The sequence below is a fragment of the Amycolatopsis sp. NPDC114478 genome, from assembly GCF_055633805.1.
In genome coordinates this window covers 184360-209275 of the sequence record NZ_JBVKDO010000005.1, presented here as the reverse complement: position 1 = coordinate 209275, position 24916 = coordinate 184360, and the positions used below count along the sequence as shown (strand labels likewise).

Genomic DNA, 24916 nt, shown 5'->3' with positions numbered 1-24916 from the left:
CCGCCCGGTCCCGCCTCCACGTGGGCAAATGCCGCCACGCCAGGCTTCCGGTCAGCCGCCGCGGCGTCCGCAGGGCCCGCCGCCCCGCCGCTACACCAGCCCGCCCCCGGCCCCCGGCGCGAACGAGGAGACCATCGTCTTCGCCCCGGTCGGGAAGGGTGGCACCGCGACCAAGGAGAAGCCCGCCCCGCCTCCGTTGGGCAAGGGCGGCGTCGCGATCCGGACGGCCGGCGAAATCCTCATCACGCTGGGCCTGGTCGTGCTGCTGTTCATGGTCTACGAGCTGTACGTGACCGACCTGTTCTCGGCGGGCAAGCAGTCCGAGGCGAGCGACCAGCTCGACGGCGAGTGGGCGCACGACCGCACGCTGCACCCCGAACTCATCGACGGCAAGGCGTTCGCCCGGATCCACATCCCGACGTTCGGCGTCGACTACAACTTCACGATCCAGGAAGGCACCGACGACGCCTCCCTCGAAGTCGGCCCCGGCCACTACAAGGGCACGTCGCTGCCCGGCGAGCCCGGCAACTTCGCCGTCGCCGGCCACCGCGTCGGCAAGGGCGCCCCGTTCAACGACCTGGACAACCTCTCCTCCTGTGACCAGATCGTGATCGAGACCTCGACCGACTTCTACATCTACAAGGTCCTGCCCTACGACGACGAGATCGAGAACTGGGCGGGCGGCAAGGGCGCCGACCCGAAGTGCAAGGGCGTCTCGACCCTGCGCGACCCGAACGCCGAAGAGGGCGGTGCGTACAGCAAGACGTTCGGCCGCAAGGTCGTGCTGCCCAGCGAGGGCACGGCGGTGAACCCGGTCCCGTACAAGGACGCCGAGGCGCTGCCGAAGGCCCAGCAGGCCGCGCTGCTCACGCTCACGACGTGCCACCCGCAGTTCTCCGCCCGCGAGCGGCTCATCATCACGTCGGTGCTGACCCAGCAGGTGCCGAAGAACCAGGTCAAGGACTACGGCGACCTGCTCTCGAAGATCGGGGAGGCCTGATGTACGCCTGGCTCTGGCGGAAGTTCCCCGGCCCGTTCGCGGTGAAGCTGACGATCGCGGTGGTCCTCGCCCTCGGCGTCGTGGCGCTGCTGATGTTCGTGGTGTTCCCGTGGCTGGAGCCGCGGCTGTGGTTCAACGAGGTCGCGGTCAACTGAGCCTCCGGCGCACCGGGCGGTGCGCCGGAGGGCCGGGCTAGCAGTCCCGCAGCTCCGGGCTCTGGTTGAGCAGCTGGCCGCGCGGCGAGACGAACGCTCGGTAGCGGTCACCGTCCACTTCGGACTTCCGGAACACCGCGACCCGGTGGCAGTTCTGGAAGGCCAGCTTGACGCCGAAGTGGCGCTCCAGCCCGCCCCGGATCGCGTCCGAGGCCAGGGCTCGCAGCAGCTGGCCGCGGGCGGCCTCGCTCGGCGGTGGCGTCTCGTTGTCGGCGAACCCGTCCGCCGCGCCCTCGGCGTCGGCGATGACGCCGGTGATGACCTCCCAGGCGTACGGCAGGGACTCCTTGACGCAGGTGACGAACTCGGCGTCGGTGACCTCCCCGCGCTCGGCCTTCTCCAGCAGCGCGGGTGACACGTCCAGGGACATCGAACCTCCAGTTTGAGCAGGGCCGTCTTCCTGGCTACCGGCCGCGTGGCCCGGCCACAAGAGAAAACGATGATCATCACCAATATGGCGGATCACTCCCAGCGGAAGAGCTTCGCCGCCGAGGCCGTTCCGATGACCGCGAAGCCGGCGAGGACGACCAGCTGCAGCGGCTGCACGCCGGTGCCGACCCAGGCGTCCTGCAGCGGCTGCGTGCCCGGCGGCAGGTAGTCGCCGATCCGCTGCAGGACCACCGGCAGCAGCGCCCGTGGCAGGTACACGCCGCCGAAGAACATCGTCGGGATGAACGCGACCAGCGCGAACCCGCCCGCCGCCTTGGCCGTCCGGGCGATCGCGGCGGCCAGCAGGCCGAACGAGAACATCGAGACCGTGCCGAGCAGCAGCGTCAGCAGGAACAGCAGCGGGTGCTTCGGCATCGGGACGTCGTAGGCCGCGTGGGCCGCCGCGAGCACCAGGCCGATGCCCGCCAGCGCGACCACGACGTGGATCAGCAGCTGCGCTCCCAGCAGGTTGACCGGGTGCACCGGGGTGGTGGCCAGCCGGCGCAGCACGCCCTGCTCGCGGTAGGTCGCGACCGCGGCCGGGATCGACTGCAGGGCGAGCATCGCGAGGCTGATGACGACCAGCGACGGGACCCAGGCGTCGATGAAGCGGTATCCGCCGGCCGCCGGGCTGGGTTCCGTCATGCCCGGGATCGCGCCCACCGCGAGCAGCACGGCGGTCGGCAGCAGGAGCCCCGCGATCGCCATGAGCGGCGTGCGGAGGAAGAGCTTGGTCTCGGTGGCGGTGATCTTGGCGAAGGTGTTCACAGCGTGCTCCTCGTGAGCGAGACGAACGCGTCGTCCAAAGTGGAGGCTCCGGCCGTCGCGCGGAGCTCGGCGGGCGTGCCGGTCGCGACCACGCGGCCGGCGTCGAAGATCGCGACGCGGTCGCAGAGCCGCTCGGCCTCGTCCATGAAGTGCGTGACCAGCAGGACGGTGACGCCGGCGGCGCGCACGCCTTCGACCAGCCGCCACGTCTCGCGGCGGGCGTGCGGGTCGAGCCCGGTCGTCAGCTCGTCGAGGATGGCCAGCTCGGGGTTGCCCACCAGCGCGAGCGCGATCGACACGCGCTGCTTCTGGCCGCCGGACAGCTTCCCGAAGTAGCCGCGCGCGTGATCGCGCAGTTCGAGCTGATCGAGCAGGACGTCGACGTCGGCCGGATCCGGGTAGAAGGAGGCGAACAGTTCCAGCGCCTCGCGCACCCGCAGCTTCGGCGGCAGCCGGCTTTCCTGCAGCTGCACGCCGACGCGGCGGGTCAGCGCGGCGCGGTCGGTCGCGGGGTCGAGGCCGAGCACGGAGATCTCCCCGGCGTCCGCACGGCGGAGGCCCTGCAGGCACTCGACCGTGGTGGTCTTCCCGGCGCCGTTCGTGCCGAGGATGCCGAAGATTTCGCCGCGCTCGACGGTGAACGAAACGCCGTCGACCGCGACCCGGGAGCCGTAGCGCTTGCGGAGGTCGGTGACTTCGATGAGGGGCATGACGACAAAGCTACGAATCTTCGCGGTCGCGCAGAATGACGCTGAATCCCCAGCTCAAGTAGGGTTTTGCTGACGCGGGGGTGGGTCTGGCCCAACCCCGGCCGGGGAGCTTCGGCCAGTGCGCGGACGCGGGCGGTCCGGCGATGATCGCGGGGGAAGGAGGTGCCGGATGGCGTACCTGCGGGCGCTCGGGCGGGCGTGCGCGCTGGCCGCGTTCGCGTTCCTCGGCTGGGTCGACGTGCTCGTCGAGCTGGTCGCGTTCGCGCTGCTGTGCGTCGGCCTGGTCTTCTTCCTCGGCCCCGCGGTCGAATGGGCGCGTGGCCGGTCGACGCTCGCGCGGACGCTGGCCGCGCGCTGGTGCGACGTCGACATCGCCCCGCCGTACCGGCCCGAGCCGCCTGAGCCGGTGCGCGAGCGCGACGGCTGGTACCGCGACGGCAACCAGCTCTACAAGCGCGCGTTCTGGATCCGCTGGCAGCACCGCCTCACGTGGGCGCTGGAGGACCCGGCGGCGGGCCGCGAGCTCACCTGGCAGCTGGTGAACCCGCTGGTCACGCTGCTGCTGCCGGTGGCCGTCCTGATCGGCGGGCCCGCGGTGCTGCGCGGTTACGGCCGGTGGACCCGCTGGTGGCTCGGCCCCGGCCCGCCCGCCGAGTCGCGCGGGAATTGGCTGCACCGGCACACCGAAGCGCTGGGCCACCAGGCCGGCATCTTCGCGCTTTCCGTGGTGCAGCTGATCTTTTCGGTGCCGCAGCTGGTCCTGATGGTCGGCTTCTCGCCGTTGGCGGTCCCGGTCGTGCTGTGGTGCCGGACGATCACCGACACGCTGCGCCGCGAGGCCGGGAACTGGACGGGGGTGCGGATCGCGCGGCCGTACCTGCCGCCGCCGGGGTTGCCGGTGCCCCGGCCCGACGGGCTCTACCAGGTCGGCAAGCAGTTGCACGAAGAGCCGTTCTGGCCGGTCCAGCACGCTCGCACGCGCTGGGTCCTGCGCGACCGCGCCACCTGGCGCGACCTCGCCGGCGCTGTGCTCGTCACCCTGGTTTCGCTGGTCTTGCTCCTGCCGACGGTCGCGCTGGTCGGCCGGGGACTCGCCGGCCTCGCCGCACTCTGGGTGTGGCGGCCGTTCGTCTCGTCGCCGGTCGAGTGGTTCCCGCTGCCCGAAGTGTCGACGCACCTGGGCGCACTCGCGCAGACCCCGGCCATGCTGGCGATGGTCGTCGTCGGCCTGATGCCGACGACCTGGCTCGCCCGGCAGCAGGCCCGTTTCGCCCGCGTCTGGTTCGGCCCGACGGAGGCGACCCGGCTCGCCGCGCGCGTCGAACGGCTGAAGCAGACCCGCAGCGACGTCACGGTCACGCAGGCGGCGGAGCTGCGGCGGATCGAACGCGACCTGCACGACGGCATCCAGTCGCGGCTGGTCGCGATGGGGATGAAGCTGGGCGCGGTAGAGGCGTTGGTGGACAGCGACCCGGCGGCGGCCAAACGGCTCGCGGCCGAGCTGCGCGCGTCGTCGTCGGAGGCGCTCACCGAGCTGCGCGTGCTGATCCGCGGCATCCACCCGCCGGTGCTGTCCGAGCGCGGACTGCTGGACGCCGTTCGCGCGCTGGCCCTCGACAGCCCGCTGAAGGCGGAGGTCACCGGCTCGCTGCCGGGACGCGTCGAGGAGCCGGTCGAGGCGTGCACGTACTTCGCGGTGTCGGAGCTGCTGGGCAACGCCGCCAAGCACGGCTCGAAGCGCGCGACGATCGAGGTGGCGTTCGCCGACGACCAGCTGACGGTGGTGGTGACCGACGACGGGCCGGGCGGCGCCGTTCCGGCCCGCGGCTCGGGACTGCGCGGGATCGAGCGCCGGCTGGGCGGCTTCGACGGTAGGTTGACCTTGACCAGCCCGATCGGCGGGCCGACCAGGGCGATGGTGGAGATCCCATGTCAGCTCGACCTCGGGTCGTCGTCGCCGAAGACCAATACCTCCTCCGAGACGGCCTGACGCACTTGCTGGCGGCGCACGGCTTCGACGTCGTCGCGGCGGTCGGCAGCGGTCCGGAACTGGCTTCGGCGTTGCGCCGCGAGAAACCCGATGTGTCCATTGTGGACGTAAGGATGCCGCCGACGAACACCGACGAAGGCCTGCAGGTCGCCTTGGCGGCGCGTCGTGAAATCCCGGGCTTGCCGATCTTGGTGCTGTCCCAGCACGTCGAGCAGCTCTACGCGCGCGAACTGCTCGCCGACGGCACCGGCGCGATCGGCTACCTGCTTAAGGACCGCGTGTTCAACGCGGACCAGTTCATCGACGCGGTCCGCCGGGTCGCGGCCGGCGGCACGGTGATGGACCCCGAGGTGATCGCGAAACTCCTGTCCGGCAAGGCGTCCGACCCCCTGGCCGCCCTGACCCCGCGCGAGCGCGAGGTCCTCGGCCTGATGGCGGAGGGCTGCTCGAACGCGGCGATCGCGTCCCGGCTGCACTTCAGCGAAGGCGCGGTCGGCAAGCACACGGCGAACATCTTCGCGAAGCTCGGGATCTCGGCTTCGGACGACACGAACCGCCGCGTGCTCGCCGTGCTGGCCTACCTCGGCGCCGCTTAGCCGCGCGAAACCCGCGTCATCTCCTCGCGCTCCACGACCTTGATCCGCTCGCGGCCCGCCGCCAGGCCCAGCGCCTTCTCGTGCGCGTCGAGCTTGCCCCAGCCTTCCCAGGTGGTGAACGGGATCCCGCGCGCGGCCAGGAAGTCGAGGATCGCGTCGGGGGAGTCGTACTTCGGGGCGGTCAGCGTGTCCGCGTCCGAGAGCAGGCTCGCGATCGTCTCCGCCGCGTCGCCCTTCGTGTGGCCGATCAGGCCGATCGGGCCGCGCTTGATCCAGCCCGTCACGTACACGCCCGGCAGCTGGTTCTCGTCCAGGTCCAGCACGCGGCCGGCCTGGTTCGGCACGACGCCGTTGACGTGGTCGAACGGGACCTCCGGCAGGTGCGACGACAGGTAGCCCACCGCGCGGTACACGGCCTGGACGTCCCAGTCGTGGAACTCGCCGGTGCCGCGGACGTTCCCGTCGCCGGTCAGCTCGGTGCGTTCGGTGCGCAGGCCCGTCACGCGGCCGTCCTCGCCGAGGACTTCGGCCGGCGAGTGGAAGAAGTGCAGGTGCAGCCGCCTCTGCCGGCTGCCCGGCTCGCGGATCGCCCACTCCTGCAGCGTCTTCACGACCATGTCGATCTGCTTCGACGCGCGCAGCGCCGCGATGCTGCCGTCGTCGAACTCGATGTCCTCGGGGGACACGATGACCTCGACGTTCGGCGAGTGGTCCAGCTCGCGCAGCTCCAGCGGCGTGAACTTCGCCTGCGCCGGCCCGCGGCGGCCGAACACGTGCACGTCGGTGACCGGGCTCGTGCGGAGTCCCTGGTAGACGTTGTCCGGGATATCCGTGGTCAGCAGCTCGTCGGCCGTCTTCGCGAGGATGCGTGCGACGTCGAGAGCCACGTTGCCGACGCCGAGGACCGCGACCGAGGACGCGGTCAGCGGCCAGGTGCGCGGGACATCCGGGTGGCCGTCGTACCAGGAGACGAAGTCCGCGGCGCCGTAGCTGCCGTCGAGGTCGATGCCCGGGATGTCGAGTTCGCGGTCGGCCGACGCGCCGGTCGAGAAGATCACCGCGTCGTAGAACTCGCGCAGCTCGTCGAGCTTGATGTCGGCGCCGTAGTCGATGTTGCCCAGCAGGCGGATGTTCGGCTTGTCGAGCACCTTGTGCAGCGCCGTCACGATGCCCTTGATGCGCGGGTGGTCGGGCGCGACGCCGTAGCGGATCAACCCGAAGGGCGCCGGCATGCGCTCAAAGAGGTCGATCGTCACGTCGGCGTCGGACTTGTCCAGGATGTCGGCGGCGTAGATCCCGGCGGGACCAGCGCCCACCACGGCTACGCGAAGAGATCGGCTCACACCCTCCACGGTAAGTTAGGGTCACCTAACTAGAAATGTGGTTTACCGTACGGTCCACCAGTTGGGAGCCGGTAGGCTCGGCGTCATGCGAGTTCTCGTCGTCGACAACTACGACAGCTTCGTCTACAACCTGGTCCAGTACCTGGCCCAGCTCGGCGCCGACTGCACGGTCTGGCGCAACGACGTCGTGGACCTCGACCGCGTGCCCGAGTTCGACGCCGTGCTCGTCTCGCCCGGCCCGGGAACCCCCGAACGCGCTGGTCAGAGCATGGATGTCGTCCGCAAGTGCGCCGAGACGCGCACGCCGATGCTCGGCGTCTGCCTCGGCCACCAGGCGCTCGGCGTCGTCTACGGCGCGACCGTCGACCGCGCGCCCGAGCTGCTCCACGGCAAGACCAGCCAGGTCCACCACGACGGCGCCGGCGTCCTCAAGGACCTGCCGGCGGAGTTCACGGCCACCCGGTACCACTCCTTGACCGTGGTGCCCGACACGATCCCGGCCGACGTCTTCGAGGTCACCGGCCGCACCGAGACCGGCATCGTGATGGGCATGCGCCACCGCGAGCTGCCGCTTGAAGGCGTCCAGTTCCACCCGGAGTCCGTGCTCACCGAGGGCGGCCACCGGATGCTGGCGAACTGGCTGGCCGCGGCCGGCCACCCCGTCGACCCGGCTCGCGTCGACGAGCTCGAGCGCGCGACCAAGGCGCTCCAGAAGGCCGCTGTTGCGTGATCCGGCTCGCGGGGGTCGGCAAGCGGTACGGGCGCGGTGACTTCGTCCTCCGCGACGTCGACCTGAGCGTCGAGCCCGGGCACGTCGTCGGCGTCCTCGGCAGCAACGGCTCCGGCAAGTCGACGCTGCTGCGGATCATGGCCGGCGTCTCGCACGCGACCACCGGCGTGGTGACGGGAAGCCCGCGGATCGGCTACCTGCCGGACCGCTTCCCGGCCGGCCAGCGCATGGGCGCGCGGGCCTACCTGCGGCACATGGCGCGCATCCGCGGTCTGACCGACCTTTCGGTGATCGACCCGCTGCTCGAACGGCTCGCGCTGGTCGGCGGCCCGGCCGCGCCGCTGCGGACGCTGTCGAAGGGCAACGCGCAGAAGGTCGGGCTCGCGCAGGCCGTCATGGTGCGCCCCGACCTGCTGATCCTCGACGAGCCGTGGTCCGGCCTCGACGTCGGGACGCACGCGATCCTCGGCGAGCTCGTCGCCGAGACGCGGTCGCGCGGCGCGAGCGTCGTGTTCACCGACCACCGGCCGCAGGTGGTGCACGACCACGCCGACGTCGTCCACCTCATGAACGAGGGACGGCTCACGGCCGAGAGCGCCGAGCCGACAACGCGGATCGTGCTGCGCGGCGACGGCGCCGCCTGGGCGGACGAGCCCGGCGTGCGGCACGCGGTCGTCGAAGGCCCGCGGGTGGTGCTCACCGTCGAGGTCGCTTCGGTGGACGCGGTTTTGTTGCGGGCGTTGAAGGACGGCTGGTCGGTGCGGGAGGTGGCGCCGTGTTCGCCCTGACGCGGTATTACCTGGCGCTGCTCGGCCATTCGCAGCGTTACCTGCCGGCGCTGCTGGCCTACCTCGCGCTGTGCGTGATCCTCTACGCCGACCCGCATTCACCGCCGTTGCCGCTGTTCGGCGTGAGCGCCGCCGGTCTGCTCGTCGTGTCGTGCTGGCTGACGATCGCGCTGCTCGACATCGAGGACCCGGTGCAGCGCCTGGTGACCTTGAGCCACGCGCGCCAGTGGCGCCGGATGATCACGGGCGCGATCTTCACCGTGCTGGCGTTTTCGTTGGTGCTGACGGTGATCACCGAGGTCTGGTCGGCGATCAAGTCGTTCAAGGTCCAGCCGGCGGCGCTGGGCATCGGGCTGCTCGCCCACCTCGCGTGCGCGCTGCTGGGCATCGCGATCGCGCTGCCGTGCTCGCGGCTGCTCGTCCAGCGGATCGGCTGGACGGTGCTCGCCGCGGTCGTCACGCTGATCGTGGTGCTGCTGGCGAAGATCCCACTGGTCCACCCGCTGCTGCACGCCCTCACCGACGACGAACCGGTCGGCGGCCCCCTCGTCTTGGCGCTCGTGACGTCGGTGGTGGTGCTGACCGCCAGTTTCATCGTGGTCTCAAGGCTTGTGCAGCGTCGTTCCTGAGTGCAATTTGCAATCTTCAATTTCCGAGTCGGGCTTTCGGCGGGTGGTCGGCGCCGACTAGTGTTCGGGGCCTCTCCGATTCCGGGTGAAGGGAGAACGGGTGACGGCGGGGATCGTTGCGATCACCGGGCCAGACTCCGAAGGCGAGCTCCGGGAGCTCGCCGCCTGGTTGCGCGGTGAGGATGAGCTTCGCGGCCGCGTTCAGCTTTTCGACGCCGTTGTCGTCGGCGTGACCAGCAACTCCGCCGGGGTCTTCTGCCGGTCGCTGATCGCCTGGCTGCGGCGTTGCCGCGAAGCCCGCGTTTCCCTGAAGGTCAAACGCTCCGGCGCGGCCGAGGAGCTCGAGCTCGACTGCGATCCCGGGAGTGACGCCGAACAGGTGCTTGGCGCCGTCCGGGGATTCCTCGACAAAGCCTGAAAACGCGGAAGGCCCGCACGGCGAACCGTGCGGGCCTTCCGCGTGGACTTGATCAGCCGCTAGGGGTAGTCGTCGGGCCCGTCGGGAACAACGGACCGTTCGAGACGGCCACCGTGATGTTCGTGTTCTTGTCGATCTGCGTGCCCGGCGTCACGCTCTGCTTGGTGATCGTGCCTTCGGGCTTGTTGCTGGTCCGGTCGGACTGCTGCCGGAGCTGCTGGGTCCAGCCCATGCTCTCCAGCTTCGCCTGGGCGTCGTCGACCGTCATGCCGACCAGGAGCGGCATCTCGATCTTCGAGTTGTCCTGCTGGTGACCGGTCGAGACCGTCAAGGTGATCGTCTCGCCGACCGGCACCGAACCACCGTTCGGGTCCTGGGTGATGACCGTGTCCTTCGGCACCGTGTCCGAAGGCTGGTCGACCCGCTTCGTCTTGAAGCCGGCGGCCCGCAACTGCTGGTCGGCCGTCGAGTACGGCTTGCCGGTGAAGTTGGTGACCTGCTTGAGCGTCTTGGACTTGGCCACGGTGATCTTCACGGCCGTGCCCTGGTCGACCTGGGTGGACGCGGTGGGGGTCTGCGACTGCACCAGGCCGGCCTGGTTCTGGTCGTCCACCTCGACCTCGTCGGTGTTCGGGTCGAGGGTCAGCTTCGCGTCGGTCAGCAACTTCTCGGCCTGGTCACGCGTCTTGCCCTTCAGGTCCGGCACGGTGGCCTTGCCCGGCGGGACCCCCTTGTACAGCGTGATCTTCGCGTCCGTGGCGACCGGCGTGCCGACGTTCGGGTCGATCTTGACGACCTTGTTGATGTCGTCCGGCGTGCACGTCGGACCGCCGTCGGTCGGTGCGACCCCGCCGCAGGTGACGTCCTTGGTCTCGATCGACTGGAACCCCTTGGAGCGCAGCTGTTCCTGCGCCTGCGGGATGGACTGGTGCAGGACGTCGGGGATGGCGACCGTCTCCGACTGGCTCTTGAACGAGCCCGACAGCCACATGATCAGCAGCACCGCGCCCAGCACGAAGACCGCGGCCAGCGCGGCCAGCAGCGTCCGGCGGCGGCGCTTGGCCTTCGGGTCCTCGTCGTCCGCGGCGTCGTACTCCTCGTAGCGCTGCGGCTGCCGCCGGTCGGCGTTCATCACCTGCGTGCGCTCGTCCTCGGACATCACCATCGGCGCCGCCGGGCGCTGGCCCGACAGGGTGCGCACCAGGTCCGAGCGCATCTCCGCCGCCGACTGGTAGCGGTTCGCCGGGCCCTTGGCCAGCGCCTTCAGCACGACGGCGTCCAGCTCCGGGGCCACCGCCGGGTTCACCGACGACGGCGGGTTCGGGTCCTCCCGGACGTGCTGGTAGGCCACCGCGACCGGGGAGTCGCCGGTGAACGGCGGCTCGCCGGTGATCAGCTCGTACAGCACGCAGCCGGCGGCGTAGACGTCGGACCGGGCGTCGACCGACTCACCGCGGGCCTGCTCCGGCGACAGGTACTGCGCCGTGCCGATCACCGCGGCGGTCTGGGTCATGGCGGACTGGCCGTCGTGCATCGCGCGCGCGATGCCGAAGTCCATCACCTTGACCGCGCCGTTCTTCGTGATCATCACGTTGGCCGGCTTGACGTCGCGGTGCACGATGCCGTGGCGGTGGGAGAAGTCGAGCGCCGCGCAGACGTCGGCCATGACCTCCATCGCCCGCTTCTGCGACATCGGGCCTTCGGTCTTCACGATGTCGCGAAGCGTCCGGCCTTCGACGTACTCCATGACGATGTACGGCAGCGGGCCGAACTCGGTGTTGGCCTCACCGGTGTCGTAGACCGCCACGATCGCCGGGTGGTTCAGCGCGGCGGCGTTCTGCGCTTCCCGGCGGAAGCGCTCCTGGAACTGCGGGTCCCTGGCGAGGTCGGCACGGAGGATCTTGATCGCGACTTCCCGGCCGAGGCGCACGTCGTGGCCGTGATGGACCTCGGACATGCCTCCGTAGCCGAGCGTTTCGCCCAGCTCGTACCGGTTGGAGAGCAGTCTGGGTGTGCTCATCTCTGGATGCCGTTCCATTCCGTCCAAGGTGCGGTCATGATGCCTTGCTGGCCATCGTCGGTCGTTCCGGGAGTGTCCGCCGGGTAGGCGCTCGAAGCGGGCGGTTCCTCCGCGGGCGGCTGTCTGCCCGGGACCACCTGGCTCTGCGTCTGGCCGGTGTGCGGTGGCGAGCCCGAGCTGCCGATCATCTTCGCCACGAGGACGATGGCCGCCACCAGGACAACGAGCAGGATGGCCGCGAGGAGCGCCCACCAGCCCCACTGGGACTTCTTCCGGGTCACCGGCACCATGGCCGGCCGCAGGACCGGCCGCGACGGCGGTCCGATCGCGACCATCGGGTTGCCCGTCGGGGACTGCGGGCCCACCGGCATGTGCTGCTGCTGCGGCGGGACCGGCTGCGGCGGCACCGGCTGTTGTTGCGGTTGCTGCACCACCGGCTGCTGGCCCGTCGCGTACGTGGCGTTGACCAGCCCGCGCGGTGTCGGCAGCGGCAGCCCGGCGCGGACCGCGGCGACGGCGGCCGCGAACTCGCCGCCGCTGTTGTAGCGCTGCCGCGGGTCCTTCACCAGCGTCGCCTCGATCACCGCGCGCGCGGCGGGCGGGACGTCCGGCGGCAGCGGCGGCGCGATGTCGCGGATGTGCATCATCGCGACCGTCACGGCGTTTTCCGACAGGAACGGCCGGTGCCCGGCGAGGCATTCGTAGCCGCACACCGCGAGCGAGTAGACGTCGGACGCCGGCTCGGCCGGGTGCCCGAGCGCCTGCTCCGGCGCGATGTAGTGCGCGGTGCCCATGACCATGCCGGAGCGGGTGACCGGCGCGGCGTCGGCCGCCTTGGCGACGCCGAAGTCGGTGATCTTCACCTGCCCGGCCGAGGTCACCAGGATGTTGCCCGGCTTGACGTCGCGGTGGACCAGGCCCTGCTCGTGCGCGGCCTGCAGCGCGTTGCCCGCCTGCTCCAGCATGTCGAGCGTGAACTCCGCCGACAGCCGCCCGTGCTTGGCCAGCAACCCGGCCAGCGGGTCGCCGTCGACGAGCTCCATCACCAGGTACGCGATGGAGAGGTCACCGTCGAAGATGGTTTCGCCGTAGTCGTGCACCGCGGCGATGCCGGGGTGGTTCAGGGACGCCGTCATCCGCGCTTCGGTGCGGAAGCGGTGGAGGAACTCGGCGTCACCGGAGAGTTCGGCCTTGAGGATCTTGACAGCCACGGTCCGGTCCAGCCGGGTGTCGCTGGCCTGCCAGACCTCGCCCATCCCGCCGACGGCGATCCGGCTCGTCAGCTTGTACCTCTCGGCCAGCAGCTGGCCCGAGGACAGCATCCGCTATCCACCCCCGAGCTTGGCGTTGATCGCGGCGCGGCCGATCTCCGCGGCGACCGTGCCGCCGGTGGCCGCGAGCCCGCGGTTGCCGCCGTCTTCGACGATGACGGCGACCGCGATCTGCGGGTCGTTCGCCGGCGCGAAGGCGGTGTACCAGGCGTGCGGTGCCGTGTTCTTGGAGTCCGTGCCGTGCTCGGCGGTGCCGGTCTTCGACGCGATCTGGATGTCCGCGCGCTTGCCGCCACCCTTGGTGAAGCCCTCGGAAGCGATCATCATGTCCTTGAGGATCGCGGCGTTCGACGACGAGAGTGCCGCCGTGCCGGTGAGCTCGGTGGGACTGTAGTCCTCGATGGTCGACAGGTCCGGCGCCAGTACCGACTGCACCAGCTGCGGCTTCATCGCCATCCCGCCGTTGGCCACGGTGGCCGCGAGCAGGCAGTCCTGCAGCGGGGTCAGCCGGACGTCGCGCTGGCCGATGCCGCTCTGGTAGAGCGCGCCCTGCGAGTCGAGCGGGCCGACCGTGGAGGGCGCGACCTTCATCGGCACGGTCAGGTCGGTCTGCCCGATGCCGAAGTTCGCCGCCGTCTTCTTCAGCTTGTCCGCGCCCAGCTGGCCGGCGAACTCCGCGAACGGGACGTTGCAGGAGTGCGCGAGCGCGTCCTTGAACGTCGTCCCCGGGCAGCCCTCGCCGGCGTAGTTCTCCAGCGTCACGTTGGTGCCGGGGAGCTTCGTGTTCGGCGCGGGGTTGACCGGGGTGTCCGGGCCCTTGCCGTCCTCGAGCACGGCCGACGCGGTGACCAGCTTGAACGTCGACCCCGGCGGGTAGGTCTCCGAGATCGCCCGGTTCAGCATCGGGTTCTTCGGGTCCTTGACGTAGGAGTTCCACGCGTCGGTCTGCGCCTTCGACGTGTGCGACGCCAGCTTGTTCGGGTCGTACGACGGCGTCGAGACCATCGCCAGGATCCGGCCGGTCTTCGGCTCCATCGCGACGACGGCGCCGGTGTAGCCGCGCTGCGTCATCAGGTCGTACGTCGCCTTCTGGACGGCCGGGTCGATGGTCAGCCGGACGTTGCCGCCGCTCGGGTCGCGGCCGGTGACCATGTCCGACAGCCGGCGCACGAACAGGCGCGGGTCCGAGCCGTTCAGGACGTCGTCCTCGGAGCGCTCGAGGCCGCCGGAGCCGTAGTTGATCGAGTAGTAGCCGGTGACCGGCGCGTACATCGGGCCGTCGACGTACGACCGCGTGTACTTGTACTTGTCGTTCGACGGGTCGACCTTCGCCAGGACCTCACCGTTCGCCTGCGACACGATCTGGCCGCGGCGGCGGGCGAACTCGTCGTAGAGGACGCGCGCGTTGCGGGAGTCGGTGCGGTAGGCGTCGGCCTTCACGACCTGGATGTAGGTCGCGTTGGCGAGCAGCAGGACGACCATGACGAGCATCGCCATGCCGACCTTGCGCAGCGGGGTGTTCATGCCTGCTGGCCCCCGTCCGCCGGCGGACGCTGGACGAGCACGGTGTGCGCTTCGGCGATCGGCGCCTGCTGCTGGGGCTGCGGCTTCGGCCGGGCGGTGGGCCGCCGGGCCGCGTCCGAGACCCGGAGCAGCAGGGCGACCAGGATGTAGTTCGCCAGCAGCGACGAACCACCCTTGGACAGGAACGGGGCGGTGATACCGGTCTCCGGGATGAGCTTCGTGACCCCGCCGACGACGACGAAGATCTGCATGACCATGGTGAACGCCAGCCCGCCGCCGAGCAGCTTGCCGAACGTGTCGCGCACCGCGAGCGCGCTGCGCATGCCGCGCATCGCGACCAGCAAGTACAGCATCAGCACGGCGGCCAGGCCGATGAAGCCGAGCTCCTCGCCGATCGCCGCGGTGATGAAGTCGGTGTTGGCCTCCGGGACCATGTCCGGGCGGCCGGCGCCGAGCCCGGTGCCGCCGATCCCGCCGGTCCCGAGCCCGAACAGGCCCTGCGCGATCTGGTACCCGCCGCCGAGCTTGTCGTACGTGGCCAGGGGGTCGAGCCAGTTGGCGACGCGCTGCTGGACGTGCGTGAAGAGGTTGTAGGCGATCACGCAGCCGCCGACGAAGAACCCCAAGCCCAGGACGACCCAGATGATCCGCTCGGTCGCCACGTACAGCATCATCAGGATGACGCTGAAGAACAGCAGCGACGTGCCGAGGTCCTTCTCGAACACCAGGATGCCGATGCAGGCGACCGCGGCGATGAGGATCGGGCCCAGGTCACGCGCCCGCGGCAGCTCGACGCCGAGGAACTTCTTGCCCGCCACCATGAACAGGTCGCGCTTCGACACCAGGAACGACGCGAAGAAGACCATCAGCAGGATCTTCGCGAACTCGCCCGGCTGGATCGAGAAGCCCGGCAGCTTCAGCCACACCTTGGCGCCGTTGACCTCGGACAGGCTCGACGGCAGCAACGCGGGCAGCGCCAGCGCGACGATCCCGACCAGGCCCGCGGTGTAGCCGTAGCGGGTCAGCGTGCGGTGGTCGTTCACCACGACCAGCACGGCGACGAAGAAGCCCAGCGAGATGACGGTGAACAGCACCTGCGCCGTGACGGCGGGGGTGTAGTCCTTCCCGTTCTGCACGGCCTTTTCGGCCAGGGCCAGGTCGATCCGGTGGATCATCACCAGCCCGATGCCGTTCAGCAGCGCGACGCAGGGGAGCAGCACCGGGTCCGCGTACGGCGCCCACCGGCGCACGGCCAGGTGCGCCGCGGCGAAGATCGCGAGGTAGGCGAGGCCGAGCCAGACGATCGACCAGGTGAGCTCCTGCTCCTGGTTCGCCTCGACCAGCACCAGGGCGATGGTGACGATGAACGCGGCGAACCCCAGCAGCACCAGTTCGGTGTTGCGGCGGGTCGGGACGTCTCGTGGCGGGTTCGTCTGGAACTGCGCGGCGAGCGGTTCGGCGGTGCGCGCGACGGGCTGGCTCATCAGTTACCGCCTCCCGTCGTCGGTGCCGTCGAACTCGGCGTCGAGCAGTCCCTCCCCGCTGGCTGGTTCGCCGACGACGGAGCAGTGGAGCCGGCCGGAGCCGACGGGGTGGACGTCGGCGTGACCGTGGGGGTCGGCGTCGAGGACGGCTGGCCGCCCGCCGGCGCGCAGTTGTTCAGGCGCTTGTGCAGCTGCAGGAAGTCGTCGATGTACTTCCGGGCGTCGTCCAGGCTGTCCTTCTTGACGCCGTTCTGCACCGCCAGCCGCGCGTCTTCCTGGAGCTGGTCGACGCGCAGCTTGTCCGTGCACACCTGGTTGGGCGGGCACGAGCCCTGCTCGTAGGTGTGCAGGTCGATGCCGAGGATGCTGCCGGGGACGCCGCGGTAGATCACGACTTCCTGGTCCGCACCTTCGCCGACATAGTACTGACTCAGGACGAAGTACCGGGTGGCGATGGCGGCCGCGGCGAGCACGACGAGGACGACCAGCGCGCTGGCGAGCCAGCGGAACCGCTTCCGGCGCTTGGCCTTCGGGTCCACGCTCGGCTGCGGCAGCTCCGGACGCGGCTGCGGCGGTGGCTGGGTCAGCGCCCGCGCGCGGGCCGCGGGCGAGTCGCCCTGGTGCCGTTCGTCGCTGCCGTCCCCGGCGGCGCCGCCCACGATGGGCGCGTCCTCGCCGAAGTCGACGTCGACGACGTCGGCGATGATCACCGTGACGTTGTCCGTGCCGCCGCCCTTGAGCGCGAGCTCGATCATCCGGTCCGCGCACTGCTGCGGGTCCGGGATCTGCACGGCCTCGGCCAGCGTCTCGTCGCTGACCATGCCGGACAGGCCGTCCGAGCAGATCAGGTAGCGGTCGCCGGAGCGGGCTTCGCGCACGGTCAGGCTCGGCTCGACCTCGTGGCCGGTCAGCGCCTTCAGCAGCAGCGACCGCTGCGGGTGCACCGCCGCCTCTTCGGGCGTGATCCGGCCCTGTTCGAGCAGCTCGTTGACGAAGCTGTCGTCGCGGGTGATCTGCGCGAACTGGCCGCCGCGCAGCAGGTACGCGCGCGAGTCGCCGACGTGCACCAGCCCGAGCCGGTTGCCGGCGAACAGGACGGCGGTGAGCGTGGTGCCCATGCCGTCGAGGTCGGGGTCTTGCGAGACGAGTTCGGCGATGGCGGCGTTGCCGTTCGCCACGGCCTCCCGGAGCTGCGCGAGGAGGTCGTCGCCCGGCTCGTCGTCGTCGAGCGGGGCGAGCGAGGCGATGACGACCTTGCTGGCCACCTCACCCGCCGCATGGCCACCCATACCGTCGGCGAGCGCGAGCAGGCGAGGGCCGGCGTACACGGAGTCCTGGTTGCTCGAACGCACCAGGCCCCGGTCGCTGCGGGCTGCGTAGCGGAGGACGAGAGTCATGGGCGAAGCTCGATCACCGTCTTGCCGATCCGGATGGGGACTCCGAGCGGGACCCGGAGGGGTGCAGTGACCTTAGCCCGGTCCAGGTACGTCCCGTTCGTCGAGCCCAGATCTTCCACGTACCAGTCCTCACCGCGCTGGGCGATCCGCGCGTGCCGGGTCGACGCGTAGTCGTCGTCGAGCACCAACGTGGAGTCGTCGGCGCGGCCGATCAGGATCGGCCGGCCGTCCAGCGCGATGCGCGTCCCCGCCAGCGCGCCGTGGGTCACGAGCAGCTGCTGCGGGGACTTGCTGTTGCGCGGCTTCTTCTCTTTCTTGCGCCCGAAGGTCGGTACCTGGACGCGCATGCCCGACGCCGCGTAGAGGTCCGAGCGGACGACTCTGAGCGCGGCGAACACGAAGAGCCAGAGCAGCACGAGGAAGCCCACCCTGGTGAGTTGTACGACCAGCTCTGGCACTTGGTGTGTCCGCTCCCGACTCGTCCGTGCAGCCGCGACGCGGGTACGCCGCGGTCCCCCCGCACGTCAATTCTGCGGGAACAGTATTCCGTGCCCCCAGTCAGCCCTGTGTACGGAACACGAGCGAGGAGTGCCCCACCCGGATGACGTCGCCGTCCGCGAGCTGCCAGGTCTGGACCGGAGTGCCGTTCACGGTCGTGCCGTTGGTCGACCCGATGTCGGCGAGCGTCGCGCTCTGGCCGTCCCAGGTGATCTCCAGGTGCCGGCGCGAGACGCCGGTGTCCGGGAGGCGGAAGTCCGCGTCCTGGCCGCGGCCCACGACGTTCCCGCCCTGCTTCAGCGAGTACGTGCGGTTCGAACCGTCGTCCAGCTGCAGGCTCGCGGCGAGCTGGCGGCCCGGCGCCGGCGGGGCGTAGCCACCCTGCTGGCCGTACGGGTCCGCGGCCGGGGCGCCGTACGCCTGCTGCTGGCCGTACTGGTCGTAGCCGGCCTGCTGCTGACCGCCGTACTGGTCGTAGCCGCCTTGCTGGGGCTGGGCGTAGCCGCCCTGGTCGTAGCCACCGCCCTGGGGCTGGCCGTAACCCTGGTCGTACCCGCCCTGCTGGGGCTGGGCGTAGCCACCCTGGTCGTAGCCACCGCCCTGCGGCTGGCCGTAACCCTGGTCGTAGCCACCCTGCTGGGGCTGGGCGTACCCGCCCTGGTCGTAGCCGCCCTGCTGCTGGCCGTACTGGTCGTAGCCGCCACCCGGCTGCTGCTGGCCGTACTGGTCGTAGCCACCACCCTGCGGCTGGCCGTAACCCTGGTCGTACCCGGGCTGCTGGCCACCCTGCTGTCCGTAGCCGTACTGGCCATGCTGCTGGCCGTACGGGTCACCCTGGTCGTATTGGCCGTAGCCGGGGGGCTGGCTCATTGCTGGGTCTCCTGCGTTGCTGGGTCGTGCCGACCGCGGTGAACCGGCGCCTGAGGGGCGGGCGTCGGGATCGACGGACGAACGGGTCTTGAACTGTCCAGTATGCAGCGCCTCGTTGCGCTCGAGTGATACGACGACGTCACCATAGGTGTCCAGGCCCTCGGCGGCGAGGTGTTCCGCGACCGCCTTCGCCAGCACCTGAGTGACGCGTTGCTCGTCTCCGGCCATGCGTTCGTGGTCAGCCGCCCCCAAGGACACGATGTAGTGATTCGGGGCGAGCTGCCGACCGCCTGCCAGCTCACGAACGTTCTCCTCACTCTCCCGCTCCAGGGCGATCGCCACTTCCTGCGTGACGACGTTGCCACCGAACATGCGCGCGAAAGTGTTCCCCACCAGGTTCTCGAGTCGCCTGTCGAATCGCTCAGCGCGGCCCACCGGGGAAAACCTCCTCACACGTGTGCTTCCGCATCGATCCTATCCGGGTGAGCGAGCCTCTACACGGCCCCCGGTGAAACCCGTTCAAACGACCTGCTAGTCTTCTCTTCGCTGTCAGAGACAAGCACTCGGGCGAGTGGCGGAATGGCAGACGCGCACGGTTCAGGTCCGTGTGTCCGAAAGGACGTGAGGGTTCAACTCCCTCCTCGCCCACTCGAAAAGGGCCCCGGCATCACGCCGGGGCCCTTTTTCGTGTCCGCTGGGCGTTCGGCTCAGGTGGGGAATATCACCCGTTTGGCTCTGCGTGGTGTTCGCTCACGGCGGACTTTCGGGTGTATCAAGCTGTCGATTTGGCGACCCAGGCCGCCAGGACGTCGGCCCGGCCGGCCGTCTCGATGCCCGCGTGGGGGCAGCCCGGGCCCGTCGCCTCGACCGCCACCAGTTCGCCGCCGGTGAAGTACGGCGCTCCCGAGTCGTACGTGCAGGCGCTCGTCGTGATCTCCGGGGCCGCGCCGCGGACGCCCAGGGTCGTCGGCTCGACCTTGGCGACCGCCACCGTGCCCTGCTGCATGTGGCTCGCCGGGGTCGGGTTGGTGCTGGTCGTGCTGCCCCAGCCGGCCAGCGTCAGCTGCTGGCCCACTGTCGGGACCGCGCGGCCGACCTTCAGCGGCGGCACCGCCGTCACCGGGCTGTCCAGGCGGGCCAGGGCCACGTCGTTCTCGTTGGCCTGGACCACCTCGGTCACCTTGCGGGCGATGCCCGACTCCGTCGCCTCGTCGACCAGGCCCAAGGTCACGGTGGTCGGGTAGGGGACCTTGCCGGAGACGCGGTTGCGGTTCGCGTCGTGGAAGCAGTGGCCCGTGGTCAGCACCCAGCCCGGGGCGATCAGGGAGCCGGTGCAGTAGCTGCTGTAGGTCGAGCCGTCCGGGCGGGGGATCTTCGTCATCGCGAGCTTCGCGACGAACCCGAACTGCCCGGGCGGTACGTCGGTTCCGTGGGCGATCCCCGGCGCGGCCAAGGCGGCGGGGGCGGTGGCGGTGGCGGTGGCGGTGGTCAGGACAGCAGCGGCGAGCAGGGCGCGCAGGCGCATTCTTCCCCTTCGTCGAGTCGGTGGACGACGTTCGACGTTAGGGCCGCCGGAGGCTCGGCGGAATTCCCTGGCCGGGCGTCACCCGTCGGCGCGAGCGGGTGACGCCCGGACGGGGTCAGCCGAGGTGCGAAGCGATCCAGTCCGCGACGACGTCCACGCGGGAGGTGGTCTCGAGCTGGTTGTGGGGGCAGTCGGGCCCGGTCGACTCGACGGACACGAGCTGCCCACCCGACCCGCCCGCGACGAAGTAGGGCGCACCGGAGTCGTACACGCATGCGCTGGTGGTCGACGTCGGGGCGACACCCTGGACGCCGAGCGTCGAGGCGGCGACCTGGCCGACCTTCACGGTGCCCTGCTGCAGCTTCGTCGACGGCGTGGGGTTGGTGGCGGTGAGGCTGCCCCAGCCGGCGAGTGTCAGCAGCTGCCCGACCGACGGCGTGACCCGGTTGACCGTGAGCGGCATGATGCCGGTGACGTCCGCGTCGAGCGTCGCGATCGCGATGTCGTTGGCGCTCGCCTGGTAGACCGTGACGACGTTGCGCGTCACGCCCGGCGTGCTCTGGTTGACCGTGCCCAGCAGCACCGACGTCGGGTACGGCACCGGTCCGGACACGCGGTTGCGGTTGGCGTCGTGGAAGCAGTGGCCCGCGGTGATGATCCACTTCGCGGCGATCAGCGCGCCGGAGCACGCGCTGTTGTACTTCGTGCCGTCGGGCTTCGGGATGTTCGTCATGGTGAGCTTCGCGGCGAACTTGAACGTCCCGGCCGGGACGTCGGAGCCGTTGGCCACGGCCGCCGCCGGTCCCGCGGTGGCGAGACCGGCGGCCAGCGTCAGCAGAGCAGCGGAAAGCACAGCGCGAACGCGCATCGGTGAATCCCCCTTTTCGTGCACCGGCTTCGAAGGCCGGTGATCACTTTCGAGGGTAGTGATGGCGCTCCGCGGGAAAAGACGCCGTTCAGCCCAAGTGGAGCAGAACCTAGTTCACGCCGACGAGGTCGACCACGAAGATCAGGGTCTCGCCCGGCTTGATGACGCCGCCCGCGCCGCGGTCGCCGTAGGCCAGGTGCGGCGGGATGACGAGCTTGCGGCGGCCACCGATCTTCATGCCCGCGACACCCTGGTCCCAGCCGGAGATGACCTGGCCGGCACCCAGGCCGAAGCGCAGCGGCTCGCCGCGGTTCCAGGACGCGTCGAACTCCTCGCCGGTCGAGTGCGAGACACCGACGTAGTGCACGGTGACGGTCTTGCCCGACGTGGCTTCCGTGCCGTCACCGACCGTGATGTCGGTGATCTCGAGGTCGGCCGGAGGGTTGCCCTCGGGGCGGTCGATCTGGGGCTTTTCCAAGGTCATGGCACTCACCGTACCCACGCGCGCGAGGCTGCGCCGTTCGGACTACGTCCAAGGGCTGAAAAACGCGAAAAGTCTTCACACTTCAGCTACTGCTCGGTAGCGTGCGCTTCGTCACTCTTCTGACTGAGGGGAGCCCGGCATGCGACGTGGCATCCGCGCCCTGACCTTGACGGCTTTGGGGGCCCTCGTGGCCGGACTCACCCAGGTCGCCGTCACCGCTCCGGCCGCGCAGGCGGCCGCGTCTCCCGACGACTACTGCGGCGGGCAGTGCGGCGACATCCTGCCGCCCGGCGAGAACGGCAACGCCACCCTCGCCGACATCCTGGCGCACAAGGTCCTCGGCACCCGTCCGGCGCACGCTTCCGACCAGCTCGGGAAGTACTCGTCGCTGGCCAACGGCTACCAGACGCTGACCACCGGCACCATCAACCAGTACTTCAACGACTCGTCGTTCGGCGTCGCCGCCGACCAGGTCGCGAGCACGACCAAGCCGCGCTCGGACGTGACGATCGTGCGGGACAAGGCCCTCGGCGTCCCACACATCACCGGGACCACCCGGTCCGGCACCGAGTTCGGCGCCGGCTACGCGGCCGCGCAGGACCGGCTGTGGCTGATGGACGTCCTGCGCCACGCCGCGCGCGGCCAGGTCACCCCGTTCGCCGGCGGCGCGGAGGCCAACCGCGAGCTGGAGCAGCAGTTCTTCTCGAACGCGCCGTACACCGAAGCCGAGCTGCAGCAGCAGATCGACCACGTCGCGAGCAGCGGCCCGCGCGGCGCGCAGGGTCTCGCCGACGCGCAGGCCTACGTCGACGGCATCAACAAGTACATCAGCGACTCCTACAACGGCCGGTACTTCCCGGGCGAGTACGTGCTGACCGGGCACGTCGACTCGATCACCAACGCCGGGTCGATCGACCCGTTCAAGCTGACCGACCTCGTCGCGCTCGCCTCGCTGGTCGGCGCCGAGTTCGGCGCGGGCGGCGGCGGCGAGGTGCAGAACGCCATCGCGAAGCTCGCGATGCAGGAGAAGTACGGCGTCGTCCAGGGCGAGAAGGTGTGGCAGAGCCTCCGCTCGGAGGACGACCCCGAAGCCGTCAAGACGCTGCACGACGGCCAGACCTTCCCGTACGGCAAGACGCCGGCCAACCCCGTCGGGCAGGCCCTGCCGGACAAGGGCTCGGTGACCGGGCAGCAGCTGGTGTTCGACAAGACCGGCTCGGCTTCGACCGCGGCTCCGTCCACTGTGGACGTCGCCGCGCCGGCCGAGCAGGAGCCCGCCCGCGGGATGTTCGACAACGGCGTGCTGCCGGGGAACATGCTGAGCGAGAAGCACGGCATGTCGAACGCGCTGGTCGTGTCCGGCTCGAAGACCGCCAGCGGCCACCCGGTCGCGGTGTTCGGCCCGCAGACCGGCTACTTCGCCCCGCAGCTGCTCCTGCTGCAGGAGCTGCAGGGCCCGGGCATCAGCGCGCGTGGCGCCGCCTTCGCCGGGCTGAGCATGTACGTGCTCCTCGGCCGCGGCCAGGACTACTCGTGGAGCGCGACGACGTCGGCGCAGGACATCATCGACACCTACGCGCTGACGCTGTGCGACCCGAGCGGCAAGGCGCCGACGAAGGACTCGAACTACTACACCTGGCAAGGCCAGTGCATCCCGATGGAGACCGTCGAGGTCAAGAACGCCTGGAAGCCGACCGTGGCCGACGGGACCGCGGCGGGTTCGTACACCTTGCGCAGCTACCGCAGCAAGTACGGGCCGGTGCAGAGCCGGGCGACCGTCGGCGGCAAACCGGTGGCGTACGCGGCGCTGCGCTCGTCCTACTTCCACGAGGTCGACTCGCTGATCGGCTTCCAGGAGCTGAACGACCCGGGCTTCGTGAAGTCCGCCGCCGACTTCCAGAAGGCCGCGGCCGACATCAACTACACGTTCAACTGGTTCTACGCCGACTCGAAGGACATCGCCTACTTCAACTCGGGCAGCAACCCGTCGCGGCAGTCCGATGTGGACCCGAACATGCCGGTCTGGGGCGACCAGGGCCACGACTGGATCGGCTGGAACCCCAGCGGGAACCAGGCGACCTACACGCCGGCGTCGCAGCACCCGCAGTCGGTCAACCAGGACTACTACGTCAGCTGGAACAACGCGCAGGCCAACGGCTACGCGGCCGCCGGCGCGGACAAGTCCGCCGTGCACCGAGTCGACCTGCTCGACTCGCGCGTCAAGCAGCTGATCTCCAGCGGTACCAAGGTCACCCGGGTCAACCTGACCCAGGCCATGGAGTCCGCGGCGCTGGCCGACCTGCGTGCCGAGCGCGTCCTGCCGCTGCTGCTGCAGGTGCTCGACAAGACGCCGACCACCGGCGCGGCCGCCGATGCCGAGGCGAAGCTCAAGACGTGGCTTGCGAACGGCCAGCAGCGCAAGGAGACGTCGCCGGGCAGCAAGGCGTACTCCGACGCCGACGCGATCCGCATCTTCGATGCCTGGTGGCCGCTGCTCGTCCAGGCCGAGTTCAAGCCGGGCCTTGGCGACGACGCCTACAACGCGATGACCGGCGTGCTGGGCATCAACGAAAGCCCGTCCGGGTGGCAGAACGGCAACGGCCAGCACACCGGCCAGCCCCACAAGGGTTCGTCGTTCCAGTTCGGCTGGTGGGGCTACGTCAGCAAGGACATCCGGCAGGTGCTCGGCCAGCCGGTGGCCGGCCCGCTCGGCCAGACGTTATGCGGCGGCGGGAACGTCACGACGTGCCGCCAGGCGCTCGTCGACTCGCTGACCACGGCTGCCGGCCAGGCCGCCAACACCGTGTACCCCGGAGACGGCAGCTGCTCCGCGGGTGACCAGTGGTGCGCCGACACGATCGTCCACAACCCGCTGGGCGGCATCACGCAGGACAAGATCAGCTGGCAGAACCGCCCGACGTTCCAGCAGGTCGTCGAGTACACCGCGCACCGCGGCGACAACATCGCGAACCTCGCGCCGGGGAAGACGGTCAGCGCCACGAGCGCCGAGACCGGCTTCTACAACTCCCCGGCGTCGAACGCGATCGACGGGAACGCCTCGACCCGCTGGGCCAGCGACTGGAGCGACGACCAGGCGATCACCGTCGACCTCGGTTCGGTGCAGCAGGTCTCGCGGGTGCTGCTGAGCTGGGAAGCCGCGTACGGGAAGGGCTACAAGATCCAGACCTCGCCCGACGCGGTGCACTGGACGGACTCGGCCGTGGTCACCGACGGCGACGGCGGGCAGGACAACGTCTCGTTCGCTCCGACGTCGGCGAGGTTCGTGAAGATGCAGGGCGTCCAGCGCGGCACGAAGTACGGCTACTCGCTGTACGAGTTCGAGGTGTACGCCCACTGAG

Annotated in this window: 23 protein-coding genes and 1 tRNA gene; 10 read left to right on the top strand and 14 right to left on the bottom strand. The window is 70.2% G+C overall.

Annotation, left to right across the window (positions count from 1 at the left end; translation table 11 throughout):
- Window positions 1-28: 28 nt before the first annotated feature.
- Together ACZ7OH_RS16935 and ACZ7OH_RS16930 are read left to right on the top strand one after the other, a co-directional pair.
- On the top strand, window positions 29-1000 hold the full coding sequence (locus ACZ7OH_RS16935; protein ID WP_470281624.1) for a class E sortase: 972 nt from the start codon (window positions 29-31) through the stop codon (window positions 998-1000).
- Window positions 1000-1155: a hypothetical protein gene (locus ACZ7OH_RS16930; RefSeq protein ID WP_086675995.1), complete on the top strand. Its 156-nt coding sequence runs from the start codon at window positions 1000-1002 to the stop codon at window positions 1153-1155. Before ACZ7OH_RS16935 ends, ACZ7OH_RS16930 begins: the two co-directional genes overlap by 1 nt.
- Before the next feature lie 37 nt (window positions 1156-1192).
- Here the strand turns inward: ACZ7OH_RS16930 and ACZ7OH_RS16925 are convergent, their stop codons facing one another.
- The 3 genes from ACZ7OH_RS16925 to ACZ7OH_RS16915 form a co-directional block, all read right to left on the bottom strand.
- Window positions 1193-1585 carry an SCO5389 family protein gene (locus ACZ7OH_RS16925; RefSeq protein WP_400901845.1) on the bottom strand — a complete coding sequence of 131 codons (393 nt, stop codon included), beginning with the start codon at window positions 1583-1585 and terminating at the stop codon, window positions 1193-1195.
- A gap of 92 nt (window positions 1586-1677) precedes the next feature.
- On the bottom strand, window positions 1678-2412 hold the full coding sequence (locus tag ACZ7OH_RS16920) for an ABC transporter permease (RefSeq protein WP_470281623.1): 735 nt from the start codon (window positions 2410-2412) through the stop codon (window positions 1678-1680).
- Window positions 2409-3122 carry an ABC transporter ATP-binding protein gene (locus ACZ7OH_RS16915; RefSeq protein ID WP_470281622.1) on the bottom strand — a complete coding sequence of 238 codons (714 nt, stop codon included), beginning with the start codon at window positions 3120-3122 and terminating at the stop codon, window positions 2409-2411. Before ACZ7OH_RS16915 ends, ACZ7OH_RS16920 begins: the two co-directional genes overlap by 4 nt.
- Before the next feature lie 169 nt (window positions 3123-3291).
- On the opposite strand from ACZ7OH_RS16915, the gene ACZ7OH_RS16910 reads away from it, so the two are divergent.
- Together ACZ7OH_RS16910 and ACZ7OH_RS16905 are read left to right on the top strand one after the other, a co-directional pair.
- The gene (locus ACZ7OH_RS16910) at window positions 3292-5112 is read left to right on the top strand and encodes a sensor histidine kinase (RefSeq protein ID WP_470281621.1); all 1821 of its coding nucleotides are present in this window, start codon (window positions 3292-3294) and stop codon (window positions 5110-5112) included.
- Complete coding sequence (locus ACZ7OH_RS16905; RefSeq protein WP_470281620.1) at window positions 5052-5708, top strand: response regulator; 657 nt, start codon at window positions 5052-5054, stop codon at window positions 5706-5708. Before ACZ7OH_RS16910 ends, ACZ7OH_RS16905 begins: the two co-directional genes overlap by 61 nt.
- Here the strand turns inward: ACZ7OH_RS16905 and ACZ7OH_RS16900 are convergent.
- Complete coding sequence (locus ACZ7OH_RS16900) at window positions 5705-7024, bottom strand: FAD-dependent oxidoreductase (protein ID WP_470281857.1); 1320 nt, start codon at window positions 7022-7024, stop codon at window positions 5705-5707. The genes ACZ7OH_RS16905 and ACZ7OH_RS16900 overlap by 4 nt on opposite strands.
- A gap of 112 nt (window positions 7025-7136) precedes the next feature.
- Between ACZ7OH_RS16900 and ACZ7OH_RS16895 the strand changes: the two genes are divergently transcribed.
- The 4 genes from ACZ7OH_RS16895 to ACZ7OH_RS16880 all read left to right on the top strand — a co-directional run bounded on the left by ACZ7OH_RS16895 (window position 7137) and on the right by ACZ7OH_RS16880 (window position 9616).
- Window positions 7137-7781, top strand: coding sequence for an aminodeoxychorismate/anthranilate synthase component II (locus tag ACZ7OH_RS16895; RefSeq protein ID WP_470281619.1), 645 nt, complete (start codon window positions 7137-7139; stop codon window positions 7779-7781).
- Window positions 7778-8569, top strand: a complete 792-nt coding sequence (locus tag ACZ7OH_RS16890; RefSeq protein ID WP_470281618.1) for an ABC transporter ATP-binding protein — start codon at window positions 7778-7780, stop codon at window positions 8567-8569. Before ACZ7OH_RS16895 ends, ACZ7OH_RS16890 begins: the two co-directional genes overlap by 4 nt.
- On the top strand, window positions 8557-9198 hold the full coding sequence (locus ACZ7OH_RS16885; RefSeq protein WP_470281617.1) for a hypothetical protein: 642 nt from the start codon (window positions 8557-8559) through the stop codon (window positions 9196-9198). The genes ACZ7OH_RS16890 and ACZ7OH_RS16885 overlap by 13 nt, the downstream gene beginning before the upstream one ends.
- Before the next feature lie 100 nt (window positions 9199-9298).
- Window positions 9299-9616, top strand: coding sequence for an effector-associated constant component EACC1 (locus ACZ7OH_RS16880; RefSeq protein ID WP_470281616.1), 318 nt, complete (start codon window positions 9299-9301; stop codon window positions 9614-9616).
- Between the two features lie 52 nt (window positions 9617-9668).
- Here ACZ7OH_RS16880 and pknB read toward each other — a convergent pair whose 3' ends face one another.
- From pknB to ACZ7OH_RS16845, 7 genes are all read right to left on the bottom strand, one after another.
- Complete coding sequence (gene pknB / locus ACZ7OH_RS16875) at window positions 9669-11636, bottom strand: Stk1 family PASTA domain-containing Ser/Thr kinase (RefSeq protein ID WP_470281615.1); 1968 nt, start codon at window positions 11634-11636, stop codon at window positions 9669-9671.
- Window positions 11633-12958 carry a serine/threonine-protein kinase gene (locus ACZ7OH_RS16870; protein WP_470281614.1) on the bottom strand — a complete coding sequence of 442 codons (1326 nt, stop codon included), beginning with the start codon at window positions 12956-12958 and terminating at the stop codon, window positions 11633-11635. Before ACZ7OH_RS16870 ends, pknB begins: the two co-directional genes overlap by 4 nt.
- Before the next feature lie 3 nt (window positions 12959-12961).
- Window positions 12962-14431 carry a peptidoglycan D,D-transpeptidase FtsI family protein gene (locus ACZ7OH_RS16865; protein WP_470281613.1) on the bottom strand — a complete coding sequence of 490 codons (1470 nt, stop codon included), beginning with the start codon at window positions 14429-14431 and terminating at the stop codon, window positions 12962-12964.
- Window positions 14428-15915, bottom strand: a complete 1488-nt coding sequence (locus tag ACZ7OH_RS16860; RefSeq protein ID WP_470281612.1) for an FtsW/RodA/SpoVE family cell cycle protein — start codon at window positions 15913-15915, stop codon at window positions 14428-14430. Before ACZ7OH_RS16860 ends, ACZ7OH_RS16865 begins: the two co-directional genes overlap by 4 nt.
- Window positions 15915-17312, bottom strand: coding sequence for a PP2C family protein-serine/threonine phosphatase (locus ACZ7OH_RS16855; protein WP_470281611.1), 1398 nt, complete (start codon window positions 17310-17312; stop codon window positions 15915-15917). The genes ACZ7OH_RS16860 and ACZ7OH_RS16855 overlap by 1 nt, the downstream gene beginning before the upstream one ends.
- Entirely contained in the window at window positions 17309-17770 is a 462-nt protein-coding gene (locus ACZ7OH_RS16850; RefSeq protein ID WP_003079002.1) for an FHA domain-containing protein FhaB/FipA, read from the bottom strand. The genes ACZ7OH_RS16855 and ACZ7OH_RS16850 overlap by 4 nt, the downstream gene beginning before the upstream one ends.
- 100 nt (window positions 17771-17870) lie before the next feature.
- Window positions 17871-19115, bottom strand: a complete 1245-nt coding sequence (locus ACZ7OH_RS16845) for a DUF3662 and FHA domain-containing protein (RefSeq protein ID WP_470281610.1) — start codon at window positions 19113-19115, stop codon at window positions 17871-17873.
- 130 nt (window positions 19116-19245) lie between these two features.
- Between ACZ7OH_RS16845 and ACZ7OH_RS16840 the strand changes: the two genes are divergently transcribed.
- Window positions 19246-19328: transfer RNA gene (locus ACZ7OH_RS16840), tRNA-Leu, on the top strand.
- Between the two features lie 124 nt (window positions 19329-19452).
- Here the strand turns inward: ACZ7OH_RS16840 and ACZ7OH_RS16835 are convergent.
- The 3 genes from ACZ7OH_RS16835 to ACZ7OH_RS16825 form a co-directional block, all read right to left on the bottom strand.
- Window positions 19453-20205 (bottom strand): S1 family peptidase, encoded by a 753-nt coding sequence (locus ACZ7OH_RS16835; protein ID WP_470281609.1) that lies wholly within the window; start codon window positions 20203-20205, stop codon window positions 19453-19455.
- Window positions 20206-20320: 115 nt separating this feature from the next.
- A complete protein-coding gene (locus tag ACZ7OH_RS16830) occupies window positions 20321-21073 on the bottom strand; it encodes a S1 family peptidase (RefSeq protein WP_470281608.1) in 753 nt (250 codons plus the stop codon).
- 109 nt (window positions 21074-21182) lie between these two features.
- Window positions 21183-21557, bottom strand: a complete 375-nt coding sequence (locus ACZ7OH_RS16825) for an FKBP-type peptidyl-prolyl cis-trans isomerase (RefSeq protein ID WP_372667605.1) — start codon at window positions 21555-21557, stop codon at window positions 21183-21185.
- A 139-nt stretch (window positions 21558-21696) separates the two neighbouring features.
- Here ACZ7OH_RS16825 and ACZ7OH_RS16820 point away from each other — a divergent pair, with 139 nt between their 5' ends.
- The gene (locus ACZ7OH_RS16820; protein WP_470281607.1) at window positions 21697-24915 is read left to right on the top strand and encodes a penicillin acylase family protein; all 3219 of its coding nucleotides are present in this window, start codon (window positions 21697-21699) and stop codon (window positions 24913-24915) included.
- Window position 24916: the final 1 nt, after the last annotated feature.

Coding starts and splice junctions, on each gene's coding strand:
- ACZ7OH_RS16935 (WP_470281624.1), top strand. CDS start 29: ATGCCGCCACGCCAGGCTTCCGGTCAGCCGCCGCGGCGTCCGCAGGGC.
- ACZ7OH_RS16930 (WP_086675995.1), top strand. CDS start 1,000: ATGTACGCCTGGCTCTGGCGGAAGTTCCCCGGCCCGTTCGCGGTGAAG.
- ACZ7OH_RS16925 (WP_400901845.1), bottom strand. CDS start 1,585: ATGTCCCTGGACGTGTCACCCGCGCTGCTGGAGAAGGCCGAGCGCGGG.
- ACZ7OH_RS16915 (WP_470281622.1), bottom strand. CDS start 3,122: ATGCCCCTCATCGAAGTCACCGACCTCCGCAAGCGCTACGGCTCCCGG.
- ACZ7OH_RS16910 (WP_470281621.1), top strand. CDS start 3,292: ATGGCGTACCTGCGGGCGCTCGGGCGGGCGTGCGCGCTGGCCGCGTTC.
- ACZ7OH_RS16905 (WP_470281620.1), top strand. CDS start 5,052: ATGTCAGCTCGACCTCGGGTCGTCGTCGCCGAAGACCAATACCTCCTC.
- ACZ7OH_RS16895 (WP_470281619.1), top strand. CDS start 7,137: ATGCGAGTTCTCGTCGTCGACAACTACGACAGCTTCGTCTACAACCTG.
- pknB (WP_470281615.1), bottom strand. CDS start 11,636: ATGAGCACACCCAGACTGCTCTCCAACCGGTACGAGCTGGGCGAAACG.
- ACZ7OH_RS16870 (WP_470281614.1), bottom strand. CDS start 12,958: ATGCTGTCCTCGGGCCAGCTGCTGGCCGAGAGGTACAAGCTGACGAGC.
- ACZ7OH_RS16865 (WP_470281613.1), bottom strand. CDS start 14,431: ATGAACACCCCGCTGCGCAAGGTCGGCATGGCGATGCTCGTCATGGTC.
- ACZ7OH_RS16860 (WP_470281612.1), bottom strand. CDS start 15,915: ATGAGCCAGCCCGTCGCGCGCACCGCCGAACCGCTCGCCGCGCAGTTC.
- ACZ7OH_RS16855 (WP_470281611.1), bottom strand. CDS start 17,312: ATGACTCTCGTCCTCCGCTACGCAGCCCGCAGCGACCGGGGCCTGGTG.
- ACZ7OH_RS16835 (WP_470281609.1), bottom strand. CDS start 20,205: ATGCGCCTGCGCGCCCTGCTCGCCGCTGCTGTCCTGACCACCGCCACC.
- ACZ7OH_RS16830 (WP_470281608.1), bottom strand. CDS start 21,073: ATGCGCGTTCGCGCTGTGCTTTCCGCTGCTCTGCTGACGCTGGCCGCC.
- ACZ7OH_RS16825 (WP_372667605.1), bottom strand. CDS start 21,557: ATGACCTTGGAAAAGCCCCAGATCGACCGCCCCGAGGGCAACCCTCCG.
- ACZ7OH_RS16820 (WP_470281607.1), top strand. CDS start 21,697: ATGCGACGTGGCATCCGCGCCCTGACCTTGACGGCTTTGGGGGCCCTC.